The 25,388-nt window shown below is 57.0% G+C and carries 24 protein-coding genes; 10 read left to right on the plus strand and 14 right to left on the minus strand.

The window, feature by feature from the left end; translation table 11 throughout:
- Positions 1-909 (minus strand): RluA family pseudouridine synthase, encoded by a 909-nt coding sequence (locus ACXWTF_RS00255; RefSeq protein ID WP_461713045.1) that lies wholly within the window; start codon positions 907-909, stop codon positions 1-3.
- Positions 910-1,035: 126 nt separating this feature from the next.
- Between ACXWTF_RS00255 and purB the strand changes: the two genes are divergently transcribed.
- The 3 genes from purB (at position 1,036) to ACXWTF_RS00270 (ending at position 5,253) form a co-directional block, all read left to right on the plus strand.
- Complete coding sequence (purB, locus tag ACXWTF_RS00260) at positions 1,036-2,367, plus strand: adenylosuccinate lyase (RefSeq protein WP_461713046.1); 1,332 nt, start codon at positions 1,036-1,038, stop codon at positions 2,365-2,367.
- 148 nt (positions 2,368-2,515) lie between these two features.
- Positions 2,516-4,882: a ribonucleoside-diphosphate reductase subunit alpha gene (locus ACXWTF_RS00265; protein WP_461713047.1), complete on the plus strand. Its 2,367-nt coding sequence runs from the start codon at positions 2,516-2,518 to the stop codon at positions 4,880-4,882.
- Positions 4,879-5,253, plus strand: coding sequence for a hypothetical protein (locus ACXWTF_RS00270; RefSeq protein WP_461713048.1), 375 nt, complete (start codon positions 4,879-4,881; stop codon positions 5,251-5,253). Before ACXWTF_RS00265 ends, ACXWTF_RS00270 begins: the two co-directional genes overlap by 4 nt.
- Here the strand turns inward: ACXWTF_RS00270 and ACXWTF_RS00275 are convergent, their stop codons facing one another.
- The 12 genes from ACXWTF_RS00275 to ruvC all read right to left on the minus strand — a co-directional run bounded on the left by ACXWTF_RS00275 (position 5,254) and on the right by ruvC (position 16,197).
- Entirely contained in the window at positions 5,254-5,412 is a 159-nt protein-coding gene (locus ACXWTF_RS00275) for a hypothetical protein (protein ID WP_461713049.1), read from the minus strand. It abuts the gene before it with no gap.
- A gap of 228 nt (positions 5,413-5,640) precedes the next feature.
- On the minus strand, positions 5,641-6,093 hold the full coding sequence (locus tag ACXWTF_RS00280) for a low molecular weight protein-tyrosine-phosphatase (RefSeq protein ID WP_461713050.1): 453 nt from the start codon (positions 6,091-6,093) through the stop codon (positions 5,641-5,643).
- Between the two features lie 2 nt (positions 6,094-6,095).
- Entirely contained in the window at positions 6,096-8,387 is a 2,292-nt protein-coding gene (locus tag ACXWTF_RS00285; protein ID WP_461713051.1) for an AMP-binding protein, read from the minus strand.
- On the minus strand, positions 8,384-9,022 hold the full coding sequence (locus ACXWTF_RS00290) for a protein-L-isoaspartate(D-aspartate) O-methyltransferase (protein WP_461714559.1): 639 nt from the start codon (positions 9,020-9,022) through the stop codon (positions 8,384-8,386). Before ACXWTF_RS00290 ends, ACXWTF_RS00285 begins: the two co-directional genes overlap by 4 nt.
- Positions 9,022-9,759 (minus strand): carbon-nitrogen hydrolase family protein, encoded by a 738-nt coding sequence (locus ACXWTF_RS00295; protein WP_461713052.1) that lies wholly within the window; start codon positions 9,757-9,759, stop codon positions 9,022-9,024. The genes ACXWTF_RS00290 and ACXWTF_RS00295 overlap by 1 nt, the downstream gene beginning before the upstream one ends.
- Positions 9,746-10,765 (minus strand): ribonucleotide-diphosphate reductase subunit beta, encoded by a 1,020-nt coding sequence (locus ACXWTF_RS00300; RefSeq protein WP_461713053.1) that lies wholly within the window; start codon positions 10,763-10,765, stop codon positions 9,746-9,748. Before ACXWTF_RS00300 ends, ACXWTF_RS00295 begins: the two co-directional genes overlap by 14 nt.
- Positions 10,766-10,906: 141 nt before the next feature.
- Complete coding sequence (typA, locus tag ACXWTF_RS00305) at positions 10,907-12,715, minus strand: translational GTPase TypA (RefSeq protein WP_461713054.1); 1,809 nt, start codon at positions 12,713-12,715, stop codon at positions 10,907-10,909.
- Positions 12,716-12,798: 83 nt separating this feature from the next.
- Positions 12,799-13,890, minus strand: coding sequence for a deoxyguanosinetriphosphate triphosphohydrolase family protein (locus ACXWTF_RS00310; RefSeq protein ID WP_461713055.1), 1,092 nt, complete (start codon positions 13,888-13,890; stop codon positions 12,799-12,801).
- Positions 13,887-14,135, minus strand: coding sequence for a hypothetical protein (locus ACXWTF_RS00315; protein WP_461713056.1), 249 nt, complete (start codon positions 14,133-14,135; stop codon positions 13,887-13,889). Before ACXWTF_RS00315 ends, ACXWTF_RS00310 begins: the two co-directional genes overlap by 4 nt.
- Positions 14,135-15,487 carry an FAD-dependent thymidylate synthase gene (locus ACXWTF_RS00320; RefSeq protein WP_461713057.1) on the minus strand — a complete coding sequence of 451 codons (1,353 nt, stop codon included), beginning with the start codon at positions 15,485-15,487 and terminating at the stop codon, positions 14,135-14,137. The genes ACXWTF_RS00315 and ACXWTF_RS00320 overlap by 1 nt, the downstream gene beginning before the upstream one ends.
- A 99-nt stretch (positions 15,488-15,586) precedes the next feature.
- Entirely contained in the window at positions 15,587-15,712 is a 126-nt protein-coding gene (locus tag ACXWTF_RS00325) for a hypothetical protein (RefSeq protein ID WP_461713058.1), read from the minus strand.
- Positions 15,709-16,197 carry a crossover junction endodeoxyribonuclease RuvC gene (ruvC, locus tag ACXWTF_RS00330; protein ID WP_461713059.1) on the minus strand — a complete coding sequence of 163 codons (489 nt, stop codon included), beginning with the start codon at positions 16,195-16,197 and terminating at the stop codon, positions 15,709-15,711. Before ruvC ends, ACXWTF_RS00325 begins: the two co-directional genes overlap by 4 nt.
- 152 nt (positions 16,198-16,349) lie before the next feature.
- On the opposite strand from ruvC, the gene dnaA reads away from it, so the two are divergent.
- From dnaA to ACXWTF_RS00365, 7 genes are all read left to right on the plus strand, one after another.
- A complete protein-coding gene (dnaA, locus tag ACXWTF_RS00335; protein ID WP_461713060.1) occupies positions 16,350-17,684 on the plus strand; it encodes a chromosomal replication initiator protein DnaA in 1,335 nt (444 codons plus the stop codon).
- A 194-nt stretch (positions 17,685-17,878) separates the two neighbouring features.
- Entirely contained in the window at positions 17,879-18,949 is a 1,071-nt protein-coding gene (gene dnaN / locus ACXWTF_RS00340; RefSeq protein WP_461713061.1) for a DNA polymerase III subunit beta, read from the plus strand.
- 117 nt (positions 18,950-19,066) lie between these two features.
- Positions 19,067-21,379, plus strand: a complete 2,313-nt coding sequence (gene gyrB / locus ACXWTF_RS00345; RefSeq protein WP_461713062.1) for a DNA topoisomerase (ATP-hydrolyzing) subunit B — start codon at positions 19,067-19,069, stop codon at positions 21,377-21,379.
- Between the two features lie 3 nt (positions 21,380-21,382).
- Complete coding sequence (locus ACXWTF_RS00350; RefSeq protein ID WP_461713063.1) at positions 21,383-22,789, plus strand: EAL domain-containing protein; 1,407 nt, start codon at positions 21,383-21,385, stop codon at positions 22,787-22,789.
- Between the two features lie 3 nt (positions 22,790-22,792).
- Positions 22,793-23,176 carry a preQ(1) synthase gene (gene queF, locus ACXWTF_RS00355; RefSeq protein WP_461713064.1) on the plus strand — a complete coding sequence of 128 codons (384 nt, stop codon included), beginning with the start codon at positions 22,793-22,795 and terminating at the stop codon, positions 23,174-23,176.
- 94 nt (positions 23,177-23,270) lie between these two features.
- Positions 23,271-23,612, plus strand: coding sequence for a hypothetical protein (locus ACXWTF_RS00360; protein ID WP_461713065.1), 342 nt, complete (start codon positions 23,271-23,273; stop codon positions 23,610-23,612).
- The gene (locus ACXWTF_RS00365; protein ID WP_461713066.1) at positions 23,612-24,097 is read left to right on the plus strand and encodes a SixA phosphatase family protein; all 486 of its coding nucleotides are present in this window, start codon (positions 23,612-23,614) and stop codon (positions 24,095-24,097) included. The genes ACXWTF_RS00360 and ACXWTF_RS00365 overlap by 1 nt, the downstream gene beginning before the upstream one ends.
- On the opposite strand, the gene ACXWTF_RS00370 is transcribed toward ACXWTF_RS00365, so the two are convergent.
- The gene (locus tag ACXWTF_RS00370; protein WP_461713067.1) at positions 24,076-25,362 is read right to left on the minus strand and encodes a CCA tRNA nucleotidyltransferase; all 1,287 of its coding nucleotides are present in this window, start codon (positions 25,360-25,362) and stop codon (positions 24,076-24,078) included. The genes ACXWTF_RS00365 and ACXWTF_RS00370 overlap by 22 nt on opposite strands.
- Positions 25,363-25,388 lie beyond the last annotated feature (26 nt).

Raw genomic sequence — 25,388 nt, forward strand, 5'->3', positions numbered from 1 at the left:
TCACTGCATCGCGTCAAAAGCCTCGGCGATAAAATCCGTTTTGGACACGAGGTCGTAATTCACCCCTTCAAATGTAAATGCCAGACGGTTGGCATGTAACAATAATCGCTTCGCCCCACTCTTCTCGATACGCTCTTCCGCACTGATACCTTTATCCAGGAAACGGACGACATCCTTTTCATCCTGTCCGTAGATGGGGTCCCCGACGATCGGATGTTTCACGTGAAACAAATGGACCCGGATCTGGTGCTGTCTGCCTGTCAGCGGTTTCGCTTCGACAAGGGTCATATCCTGTTCGGGGAAATAGCGCAGAACGCTGATATCGGTCCGTGACGGCTTCCCCTCCACGTGTACCTTGACGATCATGCGCACCAGGGCCGAGTCGTCGGGCTGGCGGATCAACGGGGCATCGATGACGATATCCTCCTCCATCCTGCCGTGTACCAGCGCCAGGTAGCGTTTGTCCATCTCCCGGTTTTCAAACATCAGTTTGAGGGTACGTTCGCTCTCTTTATCCTTCGCCGACAATAACAGGCCGCTCGTCTCCTGGTCGATGCGGTGCGTGATGTTAGCGTGCGGACCGTACCGGTGCCGAATCTCATCGACCATACTGTAGGGAGTATGGCGGTTTTGCGGATGCACAAGCACACCGCTCGGTTTGTCAAACAGGGCAAACGATTTCGTTTGAAAGAGAGGATCGAGTCCGCGGGAGACCGGCTCGAACATAACACACTGAAACAAACCCTCGACGTCACCGCCGGGGTCCCGCATCAGCTCGCCGTCGATGAATATGCGCCCCTTGGCAATATAGCGCTGAGCATCCCGCTGGGTAAAGCCGAGTTCCCGGATTAAAAAGAGGAAAGCCTTCATACGTTTTGGGGCGACGAAATCTTTGAGAACGAATGGCAAAATTAAACCCTTTATTAGAGACGCTTGGCTATTATCTACTTTATATAAAAGCGGCATTTTAACACAGGAACGATGTGTCTTTTCCGTCGGTTCCGGCTGGTAAATCCGCACAGATGAGGAGCGAGAATGGTTGAACGCTATGCCAGAGAAGAGATGGCATCCAAATGGACGATGCAGGCAAAATATCAGGCCTGGCTCGATGTCGAGAAGGCGGTAGTCAAAGCCTGGAACAGACTGGGCCTTATTCCCGATGAGGATGCAAATAAAATTGTAGAGAACGCCGGTTTCAGTGTTGAGCGCATCGATGAGATCGAAAAGGTGACACGTCACGACCTGATCGCCTTTACCACCTCCGTTTCGGAAACGCTCGGGGATGAAAGCCGCTGGTTCCACTACGGCATGACCTCCTCCGATACGATTGACACGGCGGTCGCGCTGCAGATGAAAGACTCCCTTGCCCTGATCATCGACGATGTCAAAATGGTCATGGCGTCCATCAAGAAACGCGCCGAAGAGCACAAAATGACCCTGATGGTCGGACGCTCCCACGGTATCCACGGCGAACCGATCACCTTCGGACTCGTCCTGGCCGTCTGGTACGACGAGATGCACCGCCACCTCAAAAACCTGGAAGAGACAATGGAGGTCATCTCCGTCGGCCAGGTCTCCGGTGCGATGGGTAACTTTGCCCACGCCCCGCTGGAACTCGAAGAGTACACCTGTGAAGAGCTCGGCCTCCAGCCGGCCCCTGCTTCCAACCAGGTGATCCAGCGCGACCGTTACGCCCGCCTGGCAACCTCCCTCGCCCTGATGGCGAGCAGCATCGAGAAATTCGCTGTACAGGTCCGCCACTGGCAGCGCACGGAGGTCTACGAAGTGGAAGAGTTCTTCGCCAAGGGTCAGAAAGGCTCCTCGGCCATGCCGCACAAGCGTAACCCTATTCTCACCGAGAACATCACCGGTCTGGCACGCATGATCCGCGCCTACGCCATCCCGGCGATGGAGAACGTCTCACTGTGGCACGAGCGCGACATCTCCCACAGCTCGACTGAACGCTTCTGGCTGCCGGACTCTTTCATCACCTCCGACTTCATGCTGCACCGTATGAATAACGTCATCGCTAACATGGTCGTCTACCCGGAGAACATGATGAAGAACCTGAACCTCACGGGCGGCCTCGTCTTCTCCCAGCGCGTCCTGCTCGAACTCCCCAAACAGGGTGTGAGCCGTGAAGATGCCTACCGCATCGTCCAGCGCAACGCCATGAAAGTATGGGAAGGTCTGCAGCAGGGCAAACCGGCACTGAACGAGAAAGGCGAGAGCCTCTATCTGCAGTACCTGCTCGGTGACGAAGAGCTCCGAGCAAGTCTGAGCGAAGAGCAGATCCGCGAATGTTTTAACTACGATTACTATACGAAAAACGTGGATAAAATTTTTGCACGGGTCTTTAGCAAATAACAATCTAATTCGAATATAATTTCCTTATCTTCCTGGCTCTTTATTGCAAGAGGGTCGATAAGGAATCCATATAAAACAGTGTAGGAAGAGCCTTCCCCTCTTTTCTAGCATTTGCATACAAAACATGAACTTTCTGTAAAGGCAAATAATGATCACGATCCTCAAACGAAACGGACGCAGAGAACCGCTTGATATCACGAAAATCCAGAAGTACACTTCCGCAGCGGTCAACGGGCTCACAAACGTGAGCCAGAGCGAACTCGAAGTCGACGCACAGATCCAGTTCCGTGACGGCACCACGTCACGGGAGATTCAGGAGACCCTGATCAAAACCGCTGTCGACAAGATCGATATCGACGCACCAAACTGGACGTTTGTCGCCGCCCGCCTGTTTCTGTTTGACCTTTACCACCGCGTCAACGGTTTTACCGGTTACTGCAAACTGGAAAAGTATTTTGAAAAAGGGGAAAAAGAGGGGCGCATCCTGCTGGGACTGCGTGCCAAGTATGACCTCGACGACCTCGATGCCTACATCGATCCCGAGCGTGACCTGCAGTTCACCTACCTCGGTATCCGTACCCTCTACGACCGCTACCTGATCAAGGACCGCAAGGGCGACCCGATCGAGCTGCCGCAGCACATGTTCATGGCCGTCTCCATGTTCCTCGCACAGAACGAGGAGAATCCGCAGGAGTGGGCGAAGAAGTTCTATGACATGATCTCCAAGTTCGAGGTTATGATGGCGACCCCTACCCTCTCTAACGCGCGTACGACTCGCCACCAGCTCAGCTCCTGTTATATCGGCTCCACGCCCGATAACATCGAGGGGATCTTCGACAGCTACAAAGAGATGGCCCTGCTCTCCAAGTTCGGCGGCGGGATCGGCTGGGACTGGACGCAGGTCCGCTCCATGGGGTCGTATATCGACGGCCACAAGAACGCTGCCGGCGGTACCGTTCCGTTTCTAAAGATCACCAACGACATCGCCATCGCCGTCGACCAGCTCGGCACCCGCAAAGGGGCCATCGCCGTCTACCTCGAACCGTGGCACATGGACATCATCGACTTCCTCGACCTGAAGAAAAACTCCGGCGAGGAGCGCCGCCGCGCCCACGACCTCTTCCCGGCACTCTGGATCAACAACCTCTTTATGAAACGCGTACAGGAGGACGGCATCTGGACGACCTTCGATCCCCTCGAATGCAAAGCGCTCTCCGAACTCCACGGCGAGGCGTTTGAAAAACGTTATCTTGAACTCGAGCAGGACGAAAGCATCCTCAAAGAGCGCCACAAGGCCAAGGACCTCTGGAAACGTATCCTCACAAGCTATTTCGAAACCGGAAGCCCCTTCCTCTGTTTCAAGGACAATGCTAACAAGGCTAACCCGAACGATCACTACGGGGTCATCCGCAGCTCGAACCTCTGTACGGAGATCTTCCAGAACACCCAGCCGAACCACTACCTGATCAAACTCAAGTTTGAAAACGGTGAGTGCCTCACCTACGAGGAGGAGGAGCTCGTCAAGGTCGACAGCGGCATCGAGAAACCGGCCAAGAAAGTCACGGCCCTCGACAGCATCGGCGGACAGCAGATCTACATTGTCGAGAAAGAGAAGGTCGACGGTGCGACGGCTGTTTGTAACCTCGCCTCCGTCAATCTCTCCCGCGTCAACACCAAAGAGGATATCGACCGTATCGTCCCGATCGCCGTACGCGCCCTCGATAACGTTATCGACCTCAACTTCTACCCGCTGGAGAAGGTCAAACGCACAAATGCGCGCAGCCGATCCATCGGTCTGGGTGTGATGGGTGAAGCGCAGATGCTCGCCGAAGCGGGGATCAGCTGGGGCAGCCAGGAGCACTTCGACAAGATCGACGAAGTGATGGAAGCCGTGAGCTATAACGCCATCAAGGCGTCATCAAACCTTTCCGTTGAAAAGGGAAGCTATCCCGAGTTCGCAGGCTCCAAATGGAGCCGCGGTATCCTGCCGATGGACCACGCCAACGCCGAGGTCCTTAACCTCGTCGACCGCGGCGGGCTGTTTGCCTCCGCCTACGACTGGGAGAACCTCCGCGAAACGGTCAAGACGCAGGGAATGCGCAACGGTTACCTGATGGCAATCGCCCCGACCTCTTCCATCTCCATCCTCACCGGTACGACGCAGACGATCGAGCCGGTCTACAAACGCAAATGGTACGAAGAGAACCTCTCCGGCCTCATCCCGGTCTGTGCGCCGAACCTGAGCCCGGAGACATGGTCGTTCTATACGCCGGCGTATGACCTCGACCAGACGATTCTCGTCAAAGCGGCGGCGATCCGCCAGAAGTGGATCGACCAGGGGCAGAGCCTCAATATCTTTATCACCCTCGACAAAGCGAGCGGGAAGTACCTCAACGAGATCTACATGCTCGCATGGCGCCTGGGGATCAAATCGACCTACTACCTGCGCTCACAGTCTCCGGAAGCGACGAATGACGTCGAGGACCGCTCGATGGAATGCGTGGGCTGCCAATGAAGCCACTCTCGACGGCTTCGGCCGCTTTGCAGCTGCTGGAGCGCATTGTGAACGGCGAAGGGGCGATGCTGCGCTCCCTCGCCCTGAACGGCCCCACAACGGCCACCCTCACCCTCTCCGTCCAGGACAAACACCGCGGTTATGACTGGATCGATATCAGCTTTGAAATCAGCGGGATGAACGATGCGAGACTGGTAGACGACAAACAGCTTGGGTTTATCGATACGGATGAAGGTATCACGGTGGTGTTTGAAGATGGTTTGTGGGGATTGGCCGTTGGCCGTTATGGGGGTCTGGAAGCGCTCAAAAGCGCTCCCCTCTATGTTATCGGCACCTCTTGCAAATATGAAGAGGCGCCCTTCAGCGGGTGATCAGGAGATCACCTTCTCTTGACGACGGCGCCCTTCCCGGCTCCGTTTGACCTCACAGCCTTTCAGCCTGCTGGTCATTTCCTTGGCCTCACGTTCAGTGATAGCATGAGCTTTGAGTGCATCCTTGATGACGTTCGCGGTCAGATAGACATGCGTCATTTTCATCTCTCCTCTCTTTGCAGTACGTTGACATGTCAATGAGGGTTATCGAGTGTCCCTGTCTGGTTCACAACACGGCACATCTCCGGCGGTAAAACAAACAGTTTCATACCATTTGAGACGTCAAAACAGTGTCGAATTGTGGGAGCAATTTTTAGGCCGAACCTTAATCATATAACGGGTTAGGTAATAGAAAGATAATGAGAAACGATTAGTTATTGTGCGGATTCACTCCAAGCCTGTTTCAAGCCGCACCAAAAGGCCGCTGCAGCAGGTTTCGATCATCGCATAGACTTTTTCAAAGCCTTCAAATCCCGGAAAGAAATAGGGATCCGGCACATCTTCGCCGCCGTAACCGAAGTCACCCAGTTTGTAAACGTTATCCATGCCCATCCGCTTGAGATCGGCAACGTTCTTTGCATCAAGGCCGACGATAACGTCAAAAAATTCAGCGTCGTCGGGATGCACCTGGCGGGCGCGGTAAGCCGCGATATCCAGGCCATGGCCCTTCGCCACCCTGACCGAATGGTCGCAGGGCGGCTCGCCGATATGCCATGAACCCGTACCGGCGGAATCGACCCTGAGATCGACTCCCTTCACTGCGGCTTTTTCGCGGAGGATCGCTTCGGCCAGCGGCGAACGGCAGATGTTGCCGAGACAGACGAAGAGGACCGAACGCACCGTTAGCCGTTCGTATAGAGGTAACGTTTGATCTTCTTCGTCGGCGTTTTAACGAAGGGCTCGCGCTGCTCGATGACCCGTGCAATGCGGGAGAACTTCGAAACGCTCTCGTTTGTCTCTGTTTTAATGCGCTCGAGCAGCTTATCGATCTCGAGATGCTGCTCCGTTTCGGAGAGCTTCGTGATGTCCATGTGTTCGTCGAGCAGTTCGTAATTGAGGTGGATACGCGCCACGAGCTGCTTTTCTACCTCATAGACAAGGGCATCCTCTACCAGCTCGTCCTCCATGATCTTCGCCTCGAGCTGCTCGGGGTAGATGTTTTCGCCGCTAGGGCCGAGAATGACGTTTTTCGAACGTCCGCTGAGGAAAAGATAGCCGTCTGCATCGATGTAGCCCAGGTCCTCCGTATTGAACCAGCCGTCTTCGTGCAGCACCTCTGACGTCTTGACCGGGTCCTTGTAATAACCGAGCATCACGTTCGGTCCCTTGGCCCAGACCGTCCCGACCCCCTTCTCATCCGGGTCGGCGATGCGCAGTTCGACCGAAGAGATGGCAGGTCCGATGGCCCCGACTTTCGTTTTGAATGGCGCGCCGGCCGCCAGCAGCGGCGCCGTCTCCGTCAGGCCGTAGCCGATGGCATACGGGAAGCCCGCATCGTCCAGGAAGTGCTCTACCATCGGCGAAAGCGGTGCCCCGCCTATGCCGAAGATGCGCAGTTCGCCGCCGAAAGTCTGCAGAAGCTTTTTCCCGGCGATCTTGTGCAGCGCCCTCCGGATGAACGGTACGGTGTAGAGTGCCCGCATCAGAGCGTTCTTATGGAAGTTCGGCAAGATGCGGTTCTTGAAGATCTTCTCGATCACCAGCGGAACGGAGAGGATCACCGTCGGTTTGACCTTGGCCATCGCGTCGATGAGGATCTTCGGCGTCGGGACTTTGGAGAGGTAGTAGACGCTCGCACCGTTGGTGATGGGAAGCAGGAAGCCGACGGAACACTCGTAGGTATGCGCCAGCGGCAATATCGAGAGGAAACGGTCCTCCGCAACCACTTCGACCACGCACTGTGCCACCAGCGCCTCGAACGTCAGCGCGCGGTGCGTCAGCATGACCCCTTTACTGCTACCCGTTGTGCCCGATGTATAGATAATGGCCGCCAGATCGTCCTCAGAGGGCCTGAAAAGCGCGTCGGCGTGTTTAGAGCCCTTTACCCCCTCTTTAACCTTCTGAAGGATCGTAGGGCTCCGTTTGGCAAAGGTGGGATCATCGCTGAGGTCCTCGGTCAGCACCAGCATGGAGAGCGAAGAGAGAATCCCCTCGTCGAGCGCCTCACGCTTCTTGACGGAGACAAAGACCGCCTTGCTCTGCGAATGGGTGATGATGTGACGCACTTCGTTGTCGTGGAAATCAGGCAAGATCGGAACGATCACCGCCCCCATCGTCGTGACGGCGAAATAAACGACCCCCCAGTTCGGCATGTTTTCACTGCAGAGCGCGACACGGTCGCCGATACCGATGCCCGCGTCGGACAGGCGCGTCTTCAGCGCCGCTACCGCTTCCCCGAACTCGGCATAGCTCAGCGCCATGCTCTCATCGACGTTACGCAGGACGGGGCGCGGCCCGTATGCTGCTACGGAACGCTCCAGCAGCGCGCTGAGCGTCAGTTCCGGCAGTGTGATCTTGAAACGGGGGTCGCTGTTGTGGCGGAAACGCACGCGGATGACGTCCGCAAGCCCCTGGTGCCCTTTCCCCTCGTCCAGTTCGACGCTGCAGGCCTCAAGCGCCTCGCAGTCGAACCAGGGGCGTTTGAGCTTTTCGAAGCTTTTGAGGTCATAGAGCAGCTCGGGTGCCTTCGGACCGCCGGAGTCGCGTTCGATCTGAGACGTCGCGAAGAACTCGCCGGCGAAGACGCCGTCATCTTTCACGGCGGCGAGCGCTTTGACGAAGACCGCCGTGCGCAGCGGTTCTTCGAGGTGCAGGTACGAGCAGAGCACCGCGTCGTAGCGCTCCTGCGGCTCCCAGTGTTCCAGGTCCATGTGCGAGACTTCGACGCTTACCCCCCTGCTCTTCGCCATCTCCTGCAGTTTCTCCAGCCCGACTTCGGAGGCGTCGATGGCGTGGGCTTCAAAGCCCTGCTCTGCCGCGTAACAGGCATTCCTGCCCTCCCCTTCGCCGAGGAAAAGGATCTGCGCGCCCTGCGGAAGTGCATCCATCACCTCTTTGAGGTAGGCATTGGGCCGGGTGCCGTAAAGGTACCCGGCCCGTGAAAATTTCTCATTCCATACTTTGCCGATCTTCATTTCTGAACCCCGTCAAGCACCGGTACAAATGAACACACTTCAAGCTCCTCTTCAATAAGCTGATCGCCTATTTTAACATAGCGGACGATGACCTGACCCCCGTCACGCGTCATCGGGGCCACCAGCACGCCGCGGGGGGCCAGCTGGTCGATGATCGCCTGGGGGATATGCTCCGCGGAAGCGGAAAAGAGGATGCGGTCAAAGGGGGCGTAGGCACTCCAGCCCAGCTGCCCGTCATCGGTCCGGGTGTGGATGTTCGTGATCCCCTCCTCCCGGAAACGTTTTTTTGCCTCGCGCATCAGGGGCTCGATCCGTTCGATCGTAAAGACCCCGCGGAAAAGATGCGACAGCACCGCCGCCTGGTACCCGCTGCCGCAGCCTATTTCCAAAACCCTGTCGGCGTCGTTGCACTGTAGGTACTCGGTCATCTTGGCCACGGTGAGCGGGGAACTGATCCACTGCGCCGCCCCGATGGGCAGGGCGTCGAGCTTGAAGGCGTGCTGCTTGAAGCCGTTGGGAACGTACACTTCACGGTTCGTCGACGCAATGGCACTGAAAACAGTGTCGCTGATCCCGAAGCGCTCACGTATCGCCTCGGCCAGTTTTTTGTTTCGCATCACTGCAATGGCATTCATCATCGTATTCCCGTATCAAGATAGCGGCGCATCTTTTTCACTTCACCCGGCTCATAGGGCTGCACCAGCAGGGCGTCGGCGCCGTTGCGCACGCATTCGCCGAAGGGGGTGACAATACCGCTCTGGCCCGTCGTATCGTCGTTGGCGGTGTCGCTTTGCAGCACATAGCACTCGTTGGCGACGGCCAGCGCCTGTCCGAGGATGTCGTAGTGCGCCGCCCGCAGCCGTCCCCACTGCGCCGGGACGCAGATGATCTCCGCGCCGCGAAGCTGCTCCCACAGGGCCGTGAAACGCAGCTCGAAGCAGATCAGAATGCCGATGCGGACACCCTCCACCTCGAACGGCACGATCGCCGCGGCATCGCCGGCAGTGAACCACTGCTCCTCCTCCCCGATGGTAAAGAGTTTCGCCTTGGCCTGCTCATGCAGCAGTGCACCGTCGTGGTAGACCCGGGCAACGTTGAAGACCCCCGCCTCTTTCCGGACGATCATCGTCAGAATAAGCGTCCGTCCCCGGCTCGCATTTTCGAGCTGCGGTCCGGCAACCAGCGCAAAGTCCGCCGCCGCATCGAAGGTGTCATAGTCGAAATTGGTCAGACAGACTTCCGGTGCCAGGACGATGGCGTTTTCGGGCGTTTCGGCGATCAGGGAGAGTAGAACGGCAAGGTTTTCATCGTAGGGGCGTCCCTGCGTCCCGAAAGTCAGGGTGCAGAGCGGACGCGGCTTAGAAGTCGTCAAAGCTGAGGCTGCCTTTGGAGTAGTTGGTGACGTTGCCCTCGAAGAAGTTCGTTTTCTGGTCATTGAACTTGGAGAAGTCGTCCACCCACTTGATGGGGTGTGAAACGTTGTAAAGCTTCTCGAAACCGACCTTGGTCAGGCGCTCGTCGGCGAGATACTGGATGTACTGCTCGACAATGGCGTCGGTAAGGCCGAGGATCTGCCCCTGGGTGATGTATTTGCCCCACGCCGTCTCCAGTTCAACCGCCTGCTTGAACATCTCGTAAACCTCCTCTTTCAGGTCCGCCGTAAAGAGGTCCGGGCGCTCGCGCTTGAGGGTGTTGATCAGGTTCTGGAACAGCACCAGGTGGGTCACTTCGTCGCGCTGGATAAAGCGGATCATCTGCGCCGATCCCAGCATCTTTCCCGAACGCGCCAGGGTATAGATGTAGGTAAAGCCGCTGTAGAAGTAGATCCCCTCCAGGATCTGGTTCGCAAAACAGGCCAGGACAAAGTTGCGTTCGGACGGGTCCTGCGCCAGACGCTGGTAGATCGCGGCAATCGCATCGTTTTTCGACTTGAGCATCATGTCGCGGCGCCACAGTTCGTAGATCTCCGCGCTGTTTTTCGAAATGGAGTCGACCATGACCGCATAGCTCTGCGAATGGAGCGCCTCTTCGAAAGATTGGCGCACGAGGATCAGGTTGACTTCCGGGGCGGTGACGTAGGGGTTGACGTTGTCGATCAGGTTGTTCGTCTGCAGGGAGTCCATGAAGATCAGCTGCGAGAGCGCCTTGTCATAGGCCGTCTTCTCCGCATCGGTCAGATTCTTGTAATCGATGGCGTCACGGGTCATATCGACCTCTTTGGGGAACCAGGTGTTGTTGAGCATCATCTCCCAGAGATTGTACGCCCACTGGTACTTGATATTGTTGAGCTCGAAAATACCCGTGGGATTGCCCCCGAAAATACGGCGGTCATTGACGTGTTCGTGTGAATCCGGATTATAGATCTGTTTGCGCTGCATGCTGCTGATTCCTCGTCATTGTTAAGTGAATGATTATGGCGAAAGTGAGGTTTGAAATGCTTTAAAACGCTGGATATTTTCGGGAAAAAATCGGGGGTGCCCGGAAGCGTGACGCCCGGGCGGAAATGTTGGAAAAAACGGTTATTTTTTGCTGCGGTCGTTGCGCTTGCGCTCGTTTTCCGTCAGGTAGCGCTTACGGATACGGACATTCTCCGGCGTGACTTCAAGCAGTTCGTCGTCTTCGATCCACTCCAGCGCTTTTTCAAGGTTCATATCGCGCGGCGGAACGAGTTTGATCGCCTCATCCGCACCGCTAGAGCGGACGTTGGACTGCGCCTTGCCCTTGATCGGGTTGACGGTGAGGTCGTTGCTGCGCGCATGTTCGCCGATGATCATCCCTTCGTAGACCTTGTCCTGCGGTTCGATGAACAGGACACCGCGGTCTTGCAGGTTGAACAGCGAGTAGGCCATCGCCGCGCCGCCCTCCATGGAGATAAGCGCGCCGTACTGGCGGCTTTCAACCGTACCGGAGTACGGGCGGAACTCGAGGAAAGAGTGGTTCATGACCCCCTCCCCTTTCGTATCGGTGAGGAACATACCGCGGAAACCGATCAGGCCGCGTGCGGGGATCTCGAACTCGATACGCGTATACCCCTCGCCCATCGGCACCATCGACTTCATCTCCGCCTTGCGTTTGCCGAGGCGCTCGATGATCGTACCGGAGAAGTCATCCGGCGTGTCGATGACGAGGTGCTCGAACGGCTCGCACTTGACACCCTCGATCTCTTTGACGATGACCTCCGGACGGCCGATACCGAACTCGTACCCTTCGCGGCGCATGTTCTCCGCCAGGACGGTGATCTGCAGCTCGCCGCGGCCGGAAACTTTGAACTTCCCTTCGCCGATCGTCTCCAGGCGCATGGCGACGTTCGTCTGCATCTCCGCTTCGAGGCGGTCTTTGATCTTGTTGGAAGTGACATGTTTGCCCTCGGTCCCTGCCAGCGGCGAGTCGTTGACGGAGAAGACGACGGAGAGGGTCGGTTCTTCAATGTGCATCGGGTCCAGCGGCATCGGGTTCGCCGGGTCGACGACGGAGTCGCCGACATCGACGGTCTCGAAACCGGCAAAGGCGATGATATCGCCCGCTTCCGCCTGCTCGATCTCCATACGGTTGAGGCCGTGGAATCCGATCAGCTTGCTCAGACGCCCTTTGACCATCTCGCCGTCGGCTTTTGCGAGCATGACGCTGTCACCCTTTTTGATCGTACCGTTGAAGATACGCGCAATACCGATCTTACCGACGTAGTTGTCGTAGTCGAGGGTAAAGACCTGCGCCTGGGCCGGGTTGCCCGCGTCGCCGTCCGGCTCCGGGATCTCGTTGACGATCGCTTCGAAGAGACACTCGAAGTTGCCGTCCTCGTCGCCCATGTCCATCTTCGCGATGCCGTCGCGCGCTGCGGCGTAGACGATCGGGAACTCCAGCTGCTCTTCGCTGGCGTCCATCGCGACGAAGAGGTCGAAGACCTCGTCGACGACACGGTCAGGCTCTGCTGCCGGCTTGTCGATCTTGTTGATGACGACGATGGGCTTCTTGCCCAGGGCGATCATCTTCTTGACGACGAATTTCGTCTGCGGCATGACCCCTTCGTAGGCATCGACGAGCAGCAAGACACCGTCGACCATCTTCAGAACACGCTCAACCTCGCCGCCGAAGTCGGCGTGGCCCGGGGTGTCGATGATGTTGATCTTGTGGTCTTTGTAGCGGATCGCCGTGTTTTTGGAGAGGATCGTGATCCCGCGCTCTTTTTCGAGGGCATTGGAGTCCATCGCACGTTCGTCCACCTGCTCGTGGGACGTGAATGTGCCCGACTGGCCCAAAAGCCCGTCGACCAGCGTTGTTTTACCGTGGTCGACGTGCGCGATGACGGCAATGTTTCTGATTTTTTGCAAGGGGGTTCCTTCATGAGGCGACTGCGCCCGTTAAAATTTTTCGCGATTATACCCAAAAAGGAGTTAGAAAGGGGTGTGGTCGTTCAGATACGGCCGTAGAGTTCGTTGTAGAGCTTCATCGCGAAACGGTCGCTCATCGACGCGATATAGTCGGCAACGACCCGGTGTCGGGCACGGGAGTCGGTCTGCGCGAAAAAATACTCCGGCATCATTTTCGGCTCCGCCGTCAATGCCGCATAGAGCCCTTTGATCGCCTGTTTGCCCGCGAACATATGGCGCAGGATCTTTTTGTGCTGGTACAGATCGCGGTAGAGCAGCTTTTTGAGTTTCTTGATCTCCGTCTCCAGGACCGGTTCGAAGCCGATCGGCAGCGGTTCGGAAGAGGGGAGGCGCTCCGGTGACGCCGCCGCCACCCGCGGCTGCGAATAGGCCAGCATCGAATAGACGAGGTGGTTGATGAAGTGGGAACTGAAACGGTAGCGGAACATCTCGTCGTCGCGCTCGTCGATCCCCTCGTCGTAGACCTTCTGCAGGATTTCAGCGATCAGGGGGCTGCCGCGGAGGGTGTCAAAGGAGATCAGCCCCGAATGGACCCCGTCGTCGATGTCGTGGCTCATATAGGCGATCTCGTCGGCGCGGTCGACGATCATCGCCTCGACGGAAGGGTGCATCGTGAGGTCGAAGGCGGTGTCGACCCACCCGGGCAGAAAGGCCTTTTTGTAGGGGTAGGAGTGCTTCAATATCCCCTCGAGGGTCGCATAGGTAAGGTTGAGACCGTCGAAGGTCTTGTAGCGCTTCTCCAGCGCCGTGACGACCCGGAAGCTCTGAAAGTTGTGCTCGAACCCGTTGGCATGACCGTCGTTCTTGAGGCACTCATCGAGGGTATCCCCGCCGACATGGCCGAAAGGGGTATGGCCCAGGTCATGGGCGAGGGCGATCGCTTCGGCGAGCGGTTCGCGCAGGCCGAGCTCCGCCGCGATCGAACGGGCGATCTGGCTCACTTCAAGCGAGTGGGTGAGGCGGGTGCGGAAAAAATCCCCCTCCTGGTTCAGGAAAACCTGGGTCTTGTACTCGAGCTTGCGGAAACTGCCCGAATGGATGATGCGGTCGCGGTCACGGGCATAGGAGGAGCGGAAATCGTCGTCTATACCGTGAAAGCGCGCGTCAGGTCTCATTCGGTGATCTTGTATCCCCGCTCTTCGAGGCACTTGATGCACTCGGGTTCGACATCCCGCGGGAAGGCCGCCCTGGCTGCCGCTTCATCCTCGGCCGGTCCGTAGAAACGGCACTCCTGCATGTCACGGTTGACCTGCTCCTGCGAGTAGCCCGCCGGACACATCATCCCGCCGACGCGGACACTCTTCGTCGAACAGCCCGCCAGGCCGATCAGCAGCGCCAGCGCCGCAATGGCAATACGCATCATATCTCCCTCTTGTAATCTTCAAATTCAAGTTTCCAGACCTTGATCCCGCAGAAGTGGTCCCCCTCGGGGCAGGTCGGTCTGATTTTCATGGCAAAACGCGTCGCGCAGGGGGGCAGCAGCTCCTCGGCACCGGGTACGCCCATGGCCCGAAGCTGCCTGACCTGGTCGTAGACAATGTCGAAGATCTCCTCCTGGGCGTTGTAGCAGAGCCGCATCTGCGCCTTGTGGTGGAAAGAGGTGAACTCGTCCCGCTCCACCAGCTCGATCTCGTGGGCATTGGAGAGCGCGTAGGCCGCCTCCCCGAACCCGAGCACGTCGCGCTGCGCCTCGAAAAAATCGTAGCTCCGGGCAATGGCGCGTTCGTAGATGGCCAGCGCCTCGGGGTTTTTCGCGATGATCGGCGGGGTATAGTGCTGCCGCGCGTAGATCGACTCCAGGGCAGGGCGCACCGCCGGGGAGCGGCGGTGGCGCTGGTTCTGCGCGTCGGCTGAGAGCGAGAGGCGGGTATAGGTGGAAAAACCGCCCAGCACGCCGCTGTCGGGGAGCATCTGCGAGAAGCGCAGGACGTCCGCGTAGTTCTCGTTGACGTCAAAGGCCGCGTCGCCGACGACATCGTATACCTTGACGGCTTCACCCGCAACGCCGACTTTCACTTTGTGCGCGGCCATATCAAAGGCGGGGAAGACCGGGGATGCTGCCTTGGCATGTTCCACCAGCGGGGCCAGCGACGCATCCATCTTGACCAGCGCTTCCGCGATGATCGCGGCAAACTCCTCCGCCTCGCCGCGGCACTCGGGCATCGCTTTGGCCACGGCGATGTAGCGCAGCAGGGTGATGATGTTGACGGTATGGTAAAGATAGGCACTCATCCCGCCGGGCAGGACGTACCGGGCCATCTCCTGCGCCTTTTTGCGGCTGTCTTTCCTTCGGAACTTCGGCACGACCGCCTCAACGTCGGGGAGCAGCACTTCGATGAGCTGCTCGTAATCGTCAAAACAGTGCTGGTAGTACATTTCCCATGCGCTGCGTTCTCCCGCCGCGGGGTAGACGAAATTTTCGATCTTCATCTTGGCGTAGCGCTGGGAGACCTGTTCGGAGTTGTAGTAGGGGTGCGCGTGCAGCAGCCGCCAGATCAGGTGGCGGCTCATGCCCGAGATCAGCATCGTGACATGCGTGTGCATCAGCGTCGTGTGGTGCCCGCCCTTGAAGATCCCCTGCAGCAGGTCATCCTTTCGGGACCAGGAGGCGCTGGCGTCGGGGGTGACGATGCCGTTGGGGAAATAACAGGTCCGCGCGGCGGACACCGCTACGTTCGAGGGGGTATCGACTTCGAGGAATTCAACCTGCATCCTGACGCTCCGCAAATGACAAATTGGGGTATTGTACCATCGGTACTTGAAAGCAACGGCGGCGGGTGGAAAATGCCGCACCCCTTTCAGCTTGGCCGCTTATCTGCCGCGTTCCCCGAAAAAACTGACGGCAATGTAAATAATGCCGAAAATCACCGGCGCGACGATCAGCCAGGTGATGGGATCCTCGTACAACACGGCGTAATCCTTGATCCACTCCATCATCTTGTCTCCTTTTTCGCGAGTCTGACCCGCTGGGCATGGGTAATGGCCACCGCGATGGCATCCGTAATGTCGAGCGGTTTGATCTCCCGGGTGATGCCCAGCAGCCTTTTGACCATGAACGCGACCTGCTCTTTGGCCGCCTTGGCTTTGCCCGTCAGCGCTTTTTTCACCTGCAGCGGGGTATATTCGTCAAACTGTCCGAACTCTTGTAACAATTTTAACGTAATCGCGCCGCGGAACTGCGCCAACTTTATCACCGTCTGCGGATTGTGCGCATAAAAGATATCTTCCATCGCCACTTCGTCGATCTGGTGCGCCCTGAAAAGCTGTTCCAGCGCTTCAACCATCTGGGGGATCTGCAGCTGCAGCGCTTCGGGTTTCATTTTGATCAGGCCCGCCTCGATCAGACGCATCTTTGCACCGTCAAGTTCCAGCAGTGCGTAGCCGCAGTTGCGCGTCCCCGGGTCGATTCCAAGAATTACCACCTGTTTTTCCCCCTGTGAAAAAAGTTATTCACCTGTGAATGTTTTTTGAAATGCCCCGTGTTTACGCCGCTTCAAAGCATTGTGCCTCAAATTGTCTGCTATAATTCACATCGTTATTCACATTGTGGAAATTATAGCGAACGGGAGCTGCGATGACGATCGGCGATACGATTCTGGAGATGCTTAAAGAGGAGATCAGCGAGGTCGAATACAACCGCTACGTCAAGCAGATGAGCTTTCTTTCCAAAGCGTCGCGCAGCGACCTCGCCGTCTTCGAAGTGCCCAACCCCCTCGTCGCCAGCTGGATCAAGAACCGCTACGCCGCCAAGATCGCCCACCTCTTCGAGATCAAGACCGGGAGCACGCGGGAGGTCAATATCCGCGTCAAAAAGGCCAAAGGCGCCGCCGGAAAAAGCAGCACGGCCGCCACGGTTGCCCCGGCCGAGGGGCCCAAGCACTCCATGCTCAACCCCGCCTACACCTTTGAGAACTTCGTCGCCGGCAGTTCCAACCAGTTCGCCTACGCCGCGGCCAAAAGCGTCAGCGAACGGCCGGGGCAGGTCTACAACCCCCTCTTTATCTACGGGGGGGTAGGACTGGGCAAGACCCACCTGATGCAGGCCATCGGCAACGTCATGCTCCTGCAGGGCAAAACCGTCGTCTACACCTCGGTCGAACAGTTCGTCAACGACTTTACCCGCCACCTGCGCAACCAGACGATGGACCGCTTCAAAGAGAAGTACCGCCAGTGCGACCTGCTGCTGATCGACGACGTCCAGTTCCTCAGCAACAAGATCCAGACCCAGGAGGAGTTTTTTCACACCTTCGAAACCCTGCGCAGCGAAGGCAAACAGATCGTCCTCACCTCCGACAAACCCCCCAAGCGGATCGCCGGCCTGGAAGCGCGGCTGCAGAGCCGCTTCGAATGGGGCCTTGTGGCCGACATCCAGCCGCCGGAGCTGGAGACGAAGATCGCCATCATCAAGAAAAAGTGCGAGATCAACCGCGTCATTCTCGGCGACGACGTCGTCAACTACATCGCCACCGTCATCGACAACAACACCCGGGAGATCGAGGGGATCCTCTCCAAGCTGCACGCCTACTCCCAGCTGATGCACCAGGAGATCACCCTCGATTTCGCCAAGAACGCCCTGCGCGAACAGCTCCAGGAGAAGAGCGACAACATCTCCATCGACGGGATCATGAAAACCATCGCCAAAGAGCTCAACGTCAAACCGAGCGAGATCCGCTCCAAAAGCCGCAGCCGCAACATCGTCGCCGCCCGCCGCGTCGCCATCTACCTCGCCCGTGAACTCACCCCGATGTCGATGCCCCAGATCGCCCAGTATTTCGGGATGAAAGACCACAGTACCGTCAGCCATACGATGAAAAAGATCCACCAGCTTCTCGAAGAGGATGAGAACTTCAAGGTCAAGATCAACGAGCTGCACAATAAAATCACCGCCATGCCGCCGGAAACTATCTAAAAAAGCAGCCTGAATCTATATTTTCTTTGCAAATAAAAAAAGATATAATGTGCCAAGTGAACAAATGTGAAGAAGGTATTCCCCTTTATTCACATGGGAAAAGCCCCAAAAGTAGGGGTGTATTCTGCTTTTTCACAAAAAAACGGCAGACTACTATCTTCTACTAAAAATTTAAATATATAACAGGAGCTTCGATGCAGTTCGAGATCGCCAAATCCGTGTTGGAAAATATCCTGATCCACACACAGCCGTTTCTGGAGAAAAAAGATCTCTCCCAGATCACATCACACCTCTACTTCGAAGCGACTGCATCGAACACCCTGACCGTCAAAGCCACCGACTATGAGATCGGCCTCGTCATCGAAGCCGGCAACATCAACGTCATCGAACCCGGTATGGCCACTGCCAACGGCAAGAAACTCCTCGACATCGTCCGCATCCTCAGTGACGGCAATGTCAACCTCAATACCAAAGACGGCATGCTCGACATTACCCAGGGTCACTCCGATTTCCAGCTCCCAATGTACAATGCCCAGGAGTTCCCTCCCTTTGCCTCTATTGAGAACAAACCCGGTGTCGAGATCGATTCGGGTCTGCTGATCAACTCCCTGAAAAAGATCACCCCTGCCGCCGATACGAACAATCCGAAGTTTGAACTCAACGGTGCGCTCATCGATATCAAAACGGACCAGATCAACTTTGTCGCCACCGATACCCGCCGCCTGGCCATCATCGCCATTCCGCAGTCAAACGGCAGCGAACTCTCCCTGATCATCCCGAAAAAAGCGATTATCGAGATCCAGAAGCTCTTTACGAGCAATATCGACATCTACTACGATGCCACCCACCTGCTGATCAAATCAGACCAGTACACTTTCTTTACAAAACTGATCAACGGGAAGTTCCCCGACTACAACCGCATCATCCCTGCATCGACACGCTACAACCTCACCCTGCCCAAAAGCGATATCGTCAATGCCATCAAACAGATCACGACGATCTCGAATGATATGAAGCTGACACTTGAGAGCGGCCGTATCCTCTTCGAGAGCCTCAGTGACGAAAACAATAAGGCCACGACAGAGATCAACGTCGAGACCGGGATCGATTCCCCTTTTGTCTTTGCCGTCAACAGCCGCTATATCCTCGACTTCCTCGGCCAGATCGATCAGATGCAGTTCACCCTCGGACTCAACGAACCCAACATGCCTTTCATGCTCCAGGAGGAGGAGTTCAAAACGATCGTGATGCCGATCGTTATCTGATTCACCCCCCCTCTTTTTTACGCAGGCCACGCCTGCTCTTTTCCCTCTGAGCCCATAAAATAAATTTATTAGCCCTTTTTAGATAAAATTAAACCCATTTAGCGTACTGGAGCGATCATGGAACAAAATTACGGCGCAGGCAATATTAAAGTCCTCAAAGGACTCGAGGCCGTACGTAAACGTCCGGGGATGTATATCGGTGATACGGGCCATCGCGGTCTGCACCATCTCGTCTACGAAGTCATCGACAACTCCATCGATGAGGCGATGGCGGGCTACTGTGACACGATCAACGTCACGCTCACCAAAGCGGGCACGGCGATCATCAGCGATAACGGGCGCGGTATCCCGACCGATATGCACCCGACCGAGAATATCTCCGCCGCGACCGTCGTGCTTACCGTCCTGCACGCCGGGGGGAAATTCGACAAAGACACCTACAAAGTCTCCGGCGGTCTGCACGGGGTCGGGGTCTCCGTCGTCAACGCCCTCAGTAGCTCCCTGCACATGACGATCCACCGCGACGGCAAAATCCATGAGCAGGATTTCAAGCAGGGGATTCCCCAAGAAGCGCTTGCGGTCACCGGCAATACACGCAAACACGGGACGACGATCGAGTTTGCCCCGGATCCCTCCATCTTTACCGAAACGGTCATTTTCGAGTACGACTACCTCGCCAAGCGTTTCAAAGAGCTCGCCTACCTCAACCCGAAGATCAAGATCATCTTCAAAGACGAGCGCGACGGCAAAAACGAGACCTACCACTTCGAAGGCGGGATCACCCAGTTCGTGACCGACCTCAACAAAAAAGAGCAGGTGGCTGCGCCGTTCGAGTACAGCGCCAAGATCGAGGATATCGAGGTCGATATCGCGCTGATGTACAACGAAACCTACGACGAGAAGGTCTACAGCTTCGTCAACAACATCCGTACCCCCAACGGCGGGACGCACGAAGCCGGTTTCCGCGCGGCGCTGACCCGCGCCATCTCCGTCTACAACTCCCAAAACGGCAATGCCAAGGAGAAAGACGTCAAGATCAGCGGCGACGACGTCAAAGAGGGGCTAATCGCCATTGTCTCCGCCCGGGTGCCAGAACCGCAGTTCGAAGGGCAGACCAAGGGCAAGCTGGGTAACACCTACGTCCGTCCGCTCGTACAGAAGATCTCCTATGAGCAGCTGGCGAAGTATTTCGAAGAGAACCCCATCGAAGCCAAGGCGATCGTGCAGAAAGCGCTGCTTGCCGCCAAGGGACGCGAAGCGGCGAAAAAAGCGCGTGACCTGACCCGCCGCAAAGACTCCATGAGCGTCGGTACCCTGCCGGGGAAACTCGCCGACTGCCAGAGCAAAGACGCGACGATCAGCGAACTCTACCTGGTCGAGGGCGACTCCGCGGGCGGTTCGGCCAAGCAGGGGCGCGACCGCGTCTTTCAGGCGATCCTGCCGCTCAAGGGTAAGATCCTCAATGTCGAGAAAGCACGCCTGGACAAGATCCTCAAGTCCGACGAGATCACGAACATGATCACGGCCCTGGGCTGCGGGATCGGCGAAGAGTTCGACGAAGAGAAGCTGCGCTACCACAAGATCATTATCATGACCGATGCCGACGTCGACGGTTCGCACATCCAGACCCTGCTGCTCACCTTCTTCTTCCGCTACTTCCCGACCATCGTCGAGAACGGATACCTCTACCTGGCGCAGCCGCCGCTCTACCGCTACAAGAAGGGCAAGAAAGAGATCTACTTCAAAAACGACCGCGTCATGAACGATTTCCTGATCGAAAACGGCGTAGAGTCCCTTGAAATCGAGGGAATCGGGCACAACGACCTCGTCTCCTATTTCAAGATGGTCGACCACTACAACGGCAGCCTCGAATCGCTGGAGCGCCGCTACTCCCTGGTCAGCCTGATCCGCCACTTTATCGAGAACCCGGACATCATCGGGCTGGACTCGGAGAAGATGTACGCCGAGGTGGAACGGTTCCTCGCCGAACGCGGCAACAACATCCTCTCCAAACTGGTCAGCGAAGAGGAGATCCATCTCTTCGTCCAGACCGACGAGGGGATGGAAGAGCTCCGCATCAACGACGAGCTCTTCAGCGCACCGCACTTCAACGAGGCGCAGTTTGTTTTCGACAAGATGAAAGAGTGGGGCATCGACATCGGCGGCGACCCGCTCGAGATCCTCGAAGAGATCAAAGAGTATGCGCGCAAGGGTTCGTATATCCAGCGCTATAAAGGGCTGGGTGAAATGAACCCCGAACAGCTGTGGGAAACGACGATGACACCGGAAAACCGCGTGCTGCTTCGCGTTACCATCGAAGATGCGGAAGCGGCGAGCGAAGCCTTCAACCTCTTTATGGGGGATGAAGTCGAACCGCGCCGTAACTACATCGAGACCCACGCCAAGGACGTCAAACACCTTGACGTGTAAACAATGAGTCTACTCTATCCCGAAGCCAAGGAGCGCGAAAACCGCTTCAAACTTGCCCTGCGAATGGGGCTCCCTGTTTTTGCGTTGGCGGTCATCACCACAGCATCGGTGATGCTGCGCTATTTCAATACGATCCCCAACACCTTTATCATCGTCGCTTTCAGCATGCTGGGTATTATGGTCTACTACCTCTTCTACCTGATCTACCAGGGCTTTAACGAGCGGATCACGGACCCGATCACCCATGCTTTCACCCGGGAGTATTTCATCGCGCTGATGCAAAAAGAGCTGAAAAAGAGGAATTACACCTTTTTTCTGCTCAGTGTCGTCAACCTCGATGACATCAACCAGCGCTACGGTTTTGCGAACGGCGATAAAGTCCTCTACAGTGTGGCCAACAGGCTTGCCGCCTATCTGGACGAGCACAACATGCACCGTGTGCCGATCGCCCACTTCAAAGGGGGGGACTTCATCATCGCGCTGGAAGGGACGCAGGAGGATTTCAGTTCGATGATGGAGCTGCTCTGCGTGAAATTCCAGCACTACAGCCTTGAAGAGATCGAGGTCGATATCCTGGGATCCATGACGGATACGAACCATTCGCGCTCCATTGAAAAACTGGTCGACTGGCTCTATGAACTGCAGGGCGAGAATGCCAAGATGCTCAAAGCCGATGCGGAAGAGGTCGACCCCGATACGGTGGAGCACCTGGTACTCGAAGCGGTCAATGCGCGTGCATTCTCCTACGCCTACCAGGCCGTGTATGAAGAGGGAAAACCCCTGCTGTTCGAGCAGGCCGTCAAACTGGTTACGGGGGAGGGGAAACTCGTCCACCAGAAGCGCTTTATGCCGGTGATCAACCGCCTGGGGCTGCTGCGCCGTTTTGACGAGATCCAGACCGAGGCGGCGCTGGCGGAAGTCGCGTCGCTCGTACCGGGACAGATGATCGCCGTCACTGTCTCCCCCTCCTCACTGCGCAACCCGCTCTTCCTGGAGCATATTATGATGCTGCTTTCCAACAATGACACGCTCCGCGACCGACTGGTGTTCGTGATCAGTGAAAGCAACTTCTACCACCAGACGCAGCAGTTCAATACGCGGCTTCAGGCCTTCCGGCGGGCGGGGATCTCCATCGCACTGGACCGCCTGGGCGGCGTACACGCTTCGATGCGTTATCTGCAGGATCTTGACGTGGATTTTGTCCGTTACGAGAGTACGCTTGGCAAAGGGATCACGGAACCGCGGGTTCAGGCGCTGCTGGCGGGGCTGCAGCAGACGGTGAAAACGCTGGGGTACCGCAGCTGGATCCGGATGATCGAAGACGAAACCGCCTATGATGCCGCCAAGGCAGTGGGGATCGATTTAATCCAGGGGAACTACCTCAGCCCCATTGATACTATCAAGGAGTAAAACATGAAATACGGTGAAGAGATTATCGCCAACTTCGACGTGGAGAAGGATCTGGAGATCTGGCCCAACGAGCACAAACGCGACTACATTATCAAGATGACCCTGCCGGAGTTCAGCTGTCTCTGCCCGCGCAGCGGCTACCCGGACTATGCGACGATCTACCTGGAGTATACGCCCGATGAGTGGGTCGTCGAGCTCAAGGCGATCAAACTCTACATCAACTCCTTCCGGGAGCGCCACATCTCCCATGAGAACAGCGCGAACGAGATCTATGAGGTTCTCGAGCGTAAACTCAAACCCAAATGGATGAAAATCACGGCGGACTACAACCCCCGCGGGAATGTTCACACGGTCATCGAGATCGACAGCAGCCGAATAACAAAATAAATCATATAAAATATATTAATATTATCAGGCCGCTGCATTTAACGATTCTGTGCTAAAATTCTGCCCTAGATTCCATGAGGAGACGGGGAAGAAAATGCAAGAGACATTGGCGGATTATTTTCAGTCGCAGATGGAGCGGCAACTGGCCAAACGCAGCGGTGACGGTGCCGAGGCGATCATGATGGACATGCGGGACGACGGCATCGATTTTTACGCCGTGCTCAAACAGGACAACCCGCTCTGCTTCTTCTGCCGGGGCATCCGGTACTTCAAATCACCCGACGGCACCTTTACGATGCAGGCGGCGGACGGCACGGGGCTGCCGATCGATGAGGCCGAATACCGCAGCCGTCTTGATTATGCGCTCTCGTGCATCGGTGCCAGCTCCGAAACCGGCGTCGGCGTGCTCGTCAAGAAACATATCAAGACCCTCTGATGCGTACGTTGACACTGATGCGGCATGCGAAGTCCTCCTGGGACGATCCGGCCCTCGGTGATCACGAACGCCCCCTTAATGCCCGCGGCAGGAAAGCGGCCAAAACCATGGCGCAGCGCCTTCACGCCGAACCCTATACCCCCGATCTCGTCCTTGTCTCTTCCGCGCTGCGTACCCGGCAGACGGCGGAGGCATTGCAAAAGGCGTATGACGGGGCGTTAGCGGTCCAAACGGAACCGTTACTGTACGAGGCCACGTCCGAAACCTACGCCGAGGTGATCCGCAAGGTCGATGACGCCGTCGACGCACTGATGATCATCGGGCACAACCCGACCCTGGAGTGGATAGCCGAAACCCTGGGCGGAAAAGCCGTTCACATGCCGACCGCGGCCTATATCCGATTCGAGATCCCCTGCAGATGGTCGGCGTTTGAATTCGAACGTTATAAAACCCTCGCCTACGATTACCCCAAATCCGACAGATAATCCTTCAGCCACGCCTTCGCACTTTCCTCATCCGAGAACGCGCCCTCAAGCTGGGCGTTGTAGGCCGCATCCAGGATCGTTTTGAAAAGTGGGGAGGGGGATAGACCGGCGGCGATAAGCGCTTCTCCGTTCAGCAGGGCGGCCCTGGGCGCATTCAGCACGCCCAGTCTCTCCGCTTTGTGCCGCAGCCAGGCCACGGCGTCGCTCGTCTCGGCGGCGGGGTGGTGTCCACGATAGCAGGCTTCGGCCACGGCGGCGATCGTATCGATGCGGACGTCCCGTGCCAGGCGCATCACCTCCGCGTCCGATGCCGCTTCGGCGTAGAGCCGCTCGGGTTCGCCGTGATACTTTACATAATCAAGCACGTTCAAAACCAGCCGTTTGTCATCGGTGAGTGCGGTGAGAAAGGCGTTTGGATCTTCCATGCCGATGCAGAGCGGGGCGAACATCAGGGCCAGGGGATCGCTCTGCACGCGGCGGCGGATGTCCGCCATCGTATCGAGCGCCCGCAGTACGACATCCCAAAGATCGGTCCCTACCAGTGCCGCAAGTTCGGGAAAGAACGGGGTGATTAGAAGAAGATGCATCGTCCGCAGGCCGACGGAGGGGGTGTCGGATTTGAGCAGCAGCTTTTTGAACTCTTCGAAGATGCGCTCTTTGGGCAATTCGGCAAGTACCCCCTGCGCCATCATCGTGTGCGCCAGGTGCACCAGATGCGGGTCCGGGATGAGACGGAAACGGGCGGAGAACTGTACGGCGCGCAGCAGCCGCAGCGGGTCTTCAACGAAGGTGCTCTCATTGACGCAGCGCAGGGTCTGCGCCTCCAGGTCTTTTTCGCCGCCGTAGGGATCGAGGAGGAGTTTTTCGAGGGGATCGTAACCGATGGCGTTCACGGTGAAATCACGCCGTTTGGCCGCCGTTTTAAAATCAAACGTTTCAAACGTCGTGACCGCAAACCCCGTATGGCCGGGCCCGGTTTTCGTCTCGACCCGGGGGAGGGAGAGGTCGAGGTCATAACCGTTCAGCGTGAGCTTCAGGACACCGAAGGATTTGCCGACGCTGTTGACACTGCCGAAGGGCTTCAGCAGCGGAATAAGGGCCTCCAGGGAGGCCGCACCGAAACACTCGATGTCGATATCTTTGCTGGGCATCCCCAGCAGGGCATCACGTACATAGCCGCCGACCAGTACGGGCCGTACCCCCTGCGCGGCAAGGGCGTCGATAAGCGGGGCGAGGGTATCGGGAACGGCGGGTATCGGCTTCATACCGTTATTGTAGCGAAGGCTTTTGC

The sequence above is a fragment of the Thiomicrolovo sp. ZZH C-3 genome (assembly GCF_054862725.1).

Coding starts and splice junctions, on each gene's coding strand:
- purB (WP_461713046.1), top strand. CDS start 1,036: ATGGTTGAACGCTATGCCAGAGAAGAGATGGCATCCAAATGGACGATG.
- ACXWTF_RS00265 (WP_461713047.1), top strand. CDS start 2,516: ATGATCACGATCCTCAAACGAAACGGACGCAGAGAACCGCTTGATATC.
- ACXWTF_RS00270 (WP_461713048.1), top strand. CDS start 4,879: ATGAAGCCACTCTCGACGGCTTCGGCCGCTTTGCAGCTGCTGGAGCGC.
- ACXWTF_RS00275 (WP_461713049.1), bottom strand. CDS start 5,412: ATGACGCATGTCTATCTGACCGCGAACGTCATCAAGGATGCACTCAAA.
- ACXWTF_RS00285 (WP_461713051.1), bottom strand. CDS start 8,387: ATGAAGATCGGCAAAGTATGGAATGAGAAATTTTCACGGGCCGGGTAC.
- ACXWTF_RS00290 (WP_461714559.1), bottom strand. CDS start 9,022: ATGAATGCCATTGCAGTGATGCGAAACAAAAAACTGGCCGAGGCGATA.
- ACXWTF_RS00300 (WP_461713053.1), bottom strand. CDS start 10,765: ATGCAGCGCAAACAGATCTATAATCCGGATTCACACGAACACGTCAAT.
- ACXWTF_RS00310 (WP_461713055.1), bottom strand. CDS start 13,890: ATGAGACCTGACGCGCGCTTTCACGGTATAGACGACGATTTCCGCTCC.
- ACXWTF_RS00315 (WP_461713056.1), bottom strand. CDS start 14,135: ATGCGTATTGCCATTGCGGCGCTGGCGCTGCTGATCGGCCTGGCGGGC.
- ACXWTF_RS00320 (WP_461713057.1), bottom strand. CDS start 15,487: ATGCAGGTTGAATTCCTCGAAGTCGATACCCCCTCGAACGTAGCGGTG.
- ACXWTF_RS00325 (WP_461713058.1), bottom strand. CDS start 15,712: ATGATGGAGTGGATCAAGGATTACGCCGTGTTGTACGAGGATCCCATC.
- dnaA (WP_461713060.1), top strand. CDS start 16,350: ATGACGATCGGCGATACGATTCTGGAGATGCTTAAAGAGGAGATCAGC.
- dnaN (WP_461713061.1), top strand. CDS start 17,879: ATGCAGTTCGAGATCGCCAAATCCGTGTTGGAAAATATCCTGATCCAC.
- gyrB (WP_461713062.1), top strand. CDS start 19,067: ATGGAACAAAATTACGGCGCAGGCAATATTAAAGTCCTCAAAGGACTC.
- ACXWTF_RS00350 (WP_461713063.1), top strand. CDS start 21,383: ATGAGTCTACTCTATCCCGAAGCCAAGGAGCGCGAAAACCGCTTCAAA.
- queF (WP_461713064.1), top strand. CDS start 22,793: ATGAAATACGGTGAAGAGATTATCGCCAACTTCGACGTGGAGAAGGAT.
- ACXWTF_RS00360 (WP_461713065.1), top strand. CDS start 23,271: ATGCAAGAGACATTGGCGGATTATTTTCAGTCGCAGATGGAGCGGCAA.
- ACXWTF_RS00365 (WP_461713066.1), top strand. CDS start 23,612: ATGCGTACGTTGACACTGATGCGGCATGCGAAGTCCTCCTGGGACGAT.
- ACXWTF_RS00370 (WP_461713067.1), bottom strand. CDS start 25,362: ATGAAGCCGATACCCGCCGTTCCCGATACCCTCGCCCCGCTTATCGAC.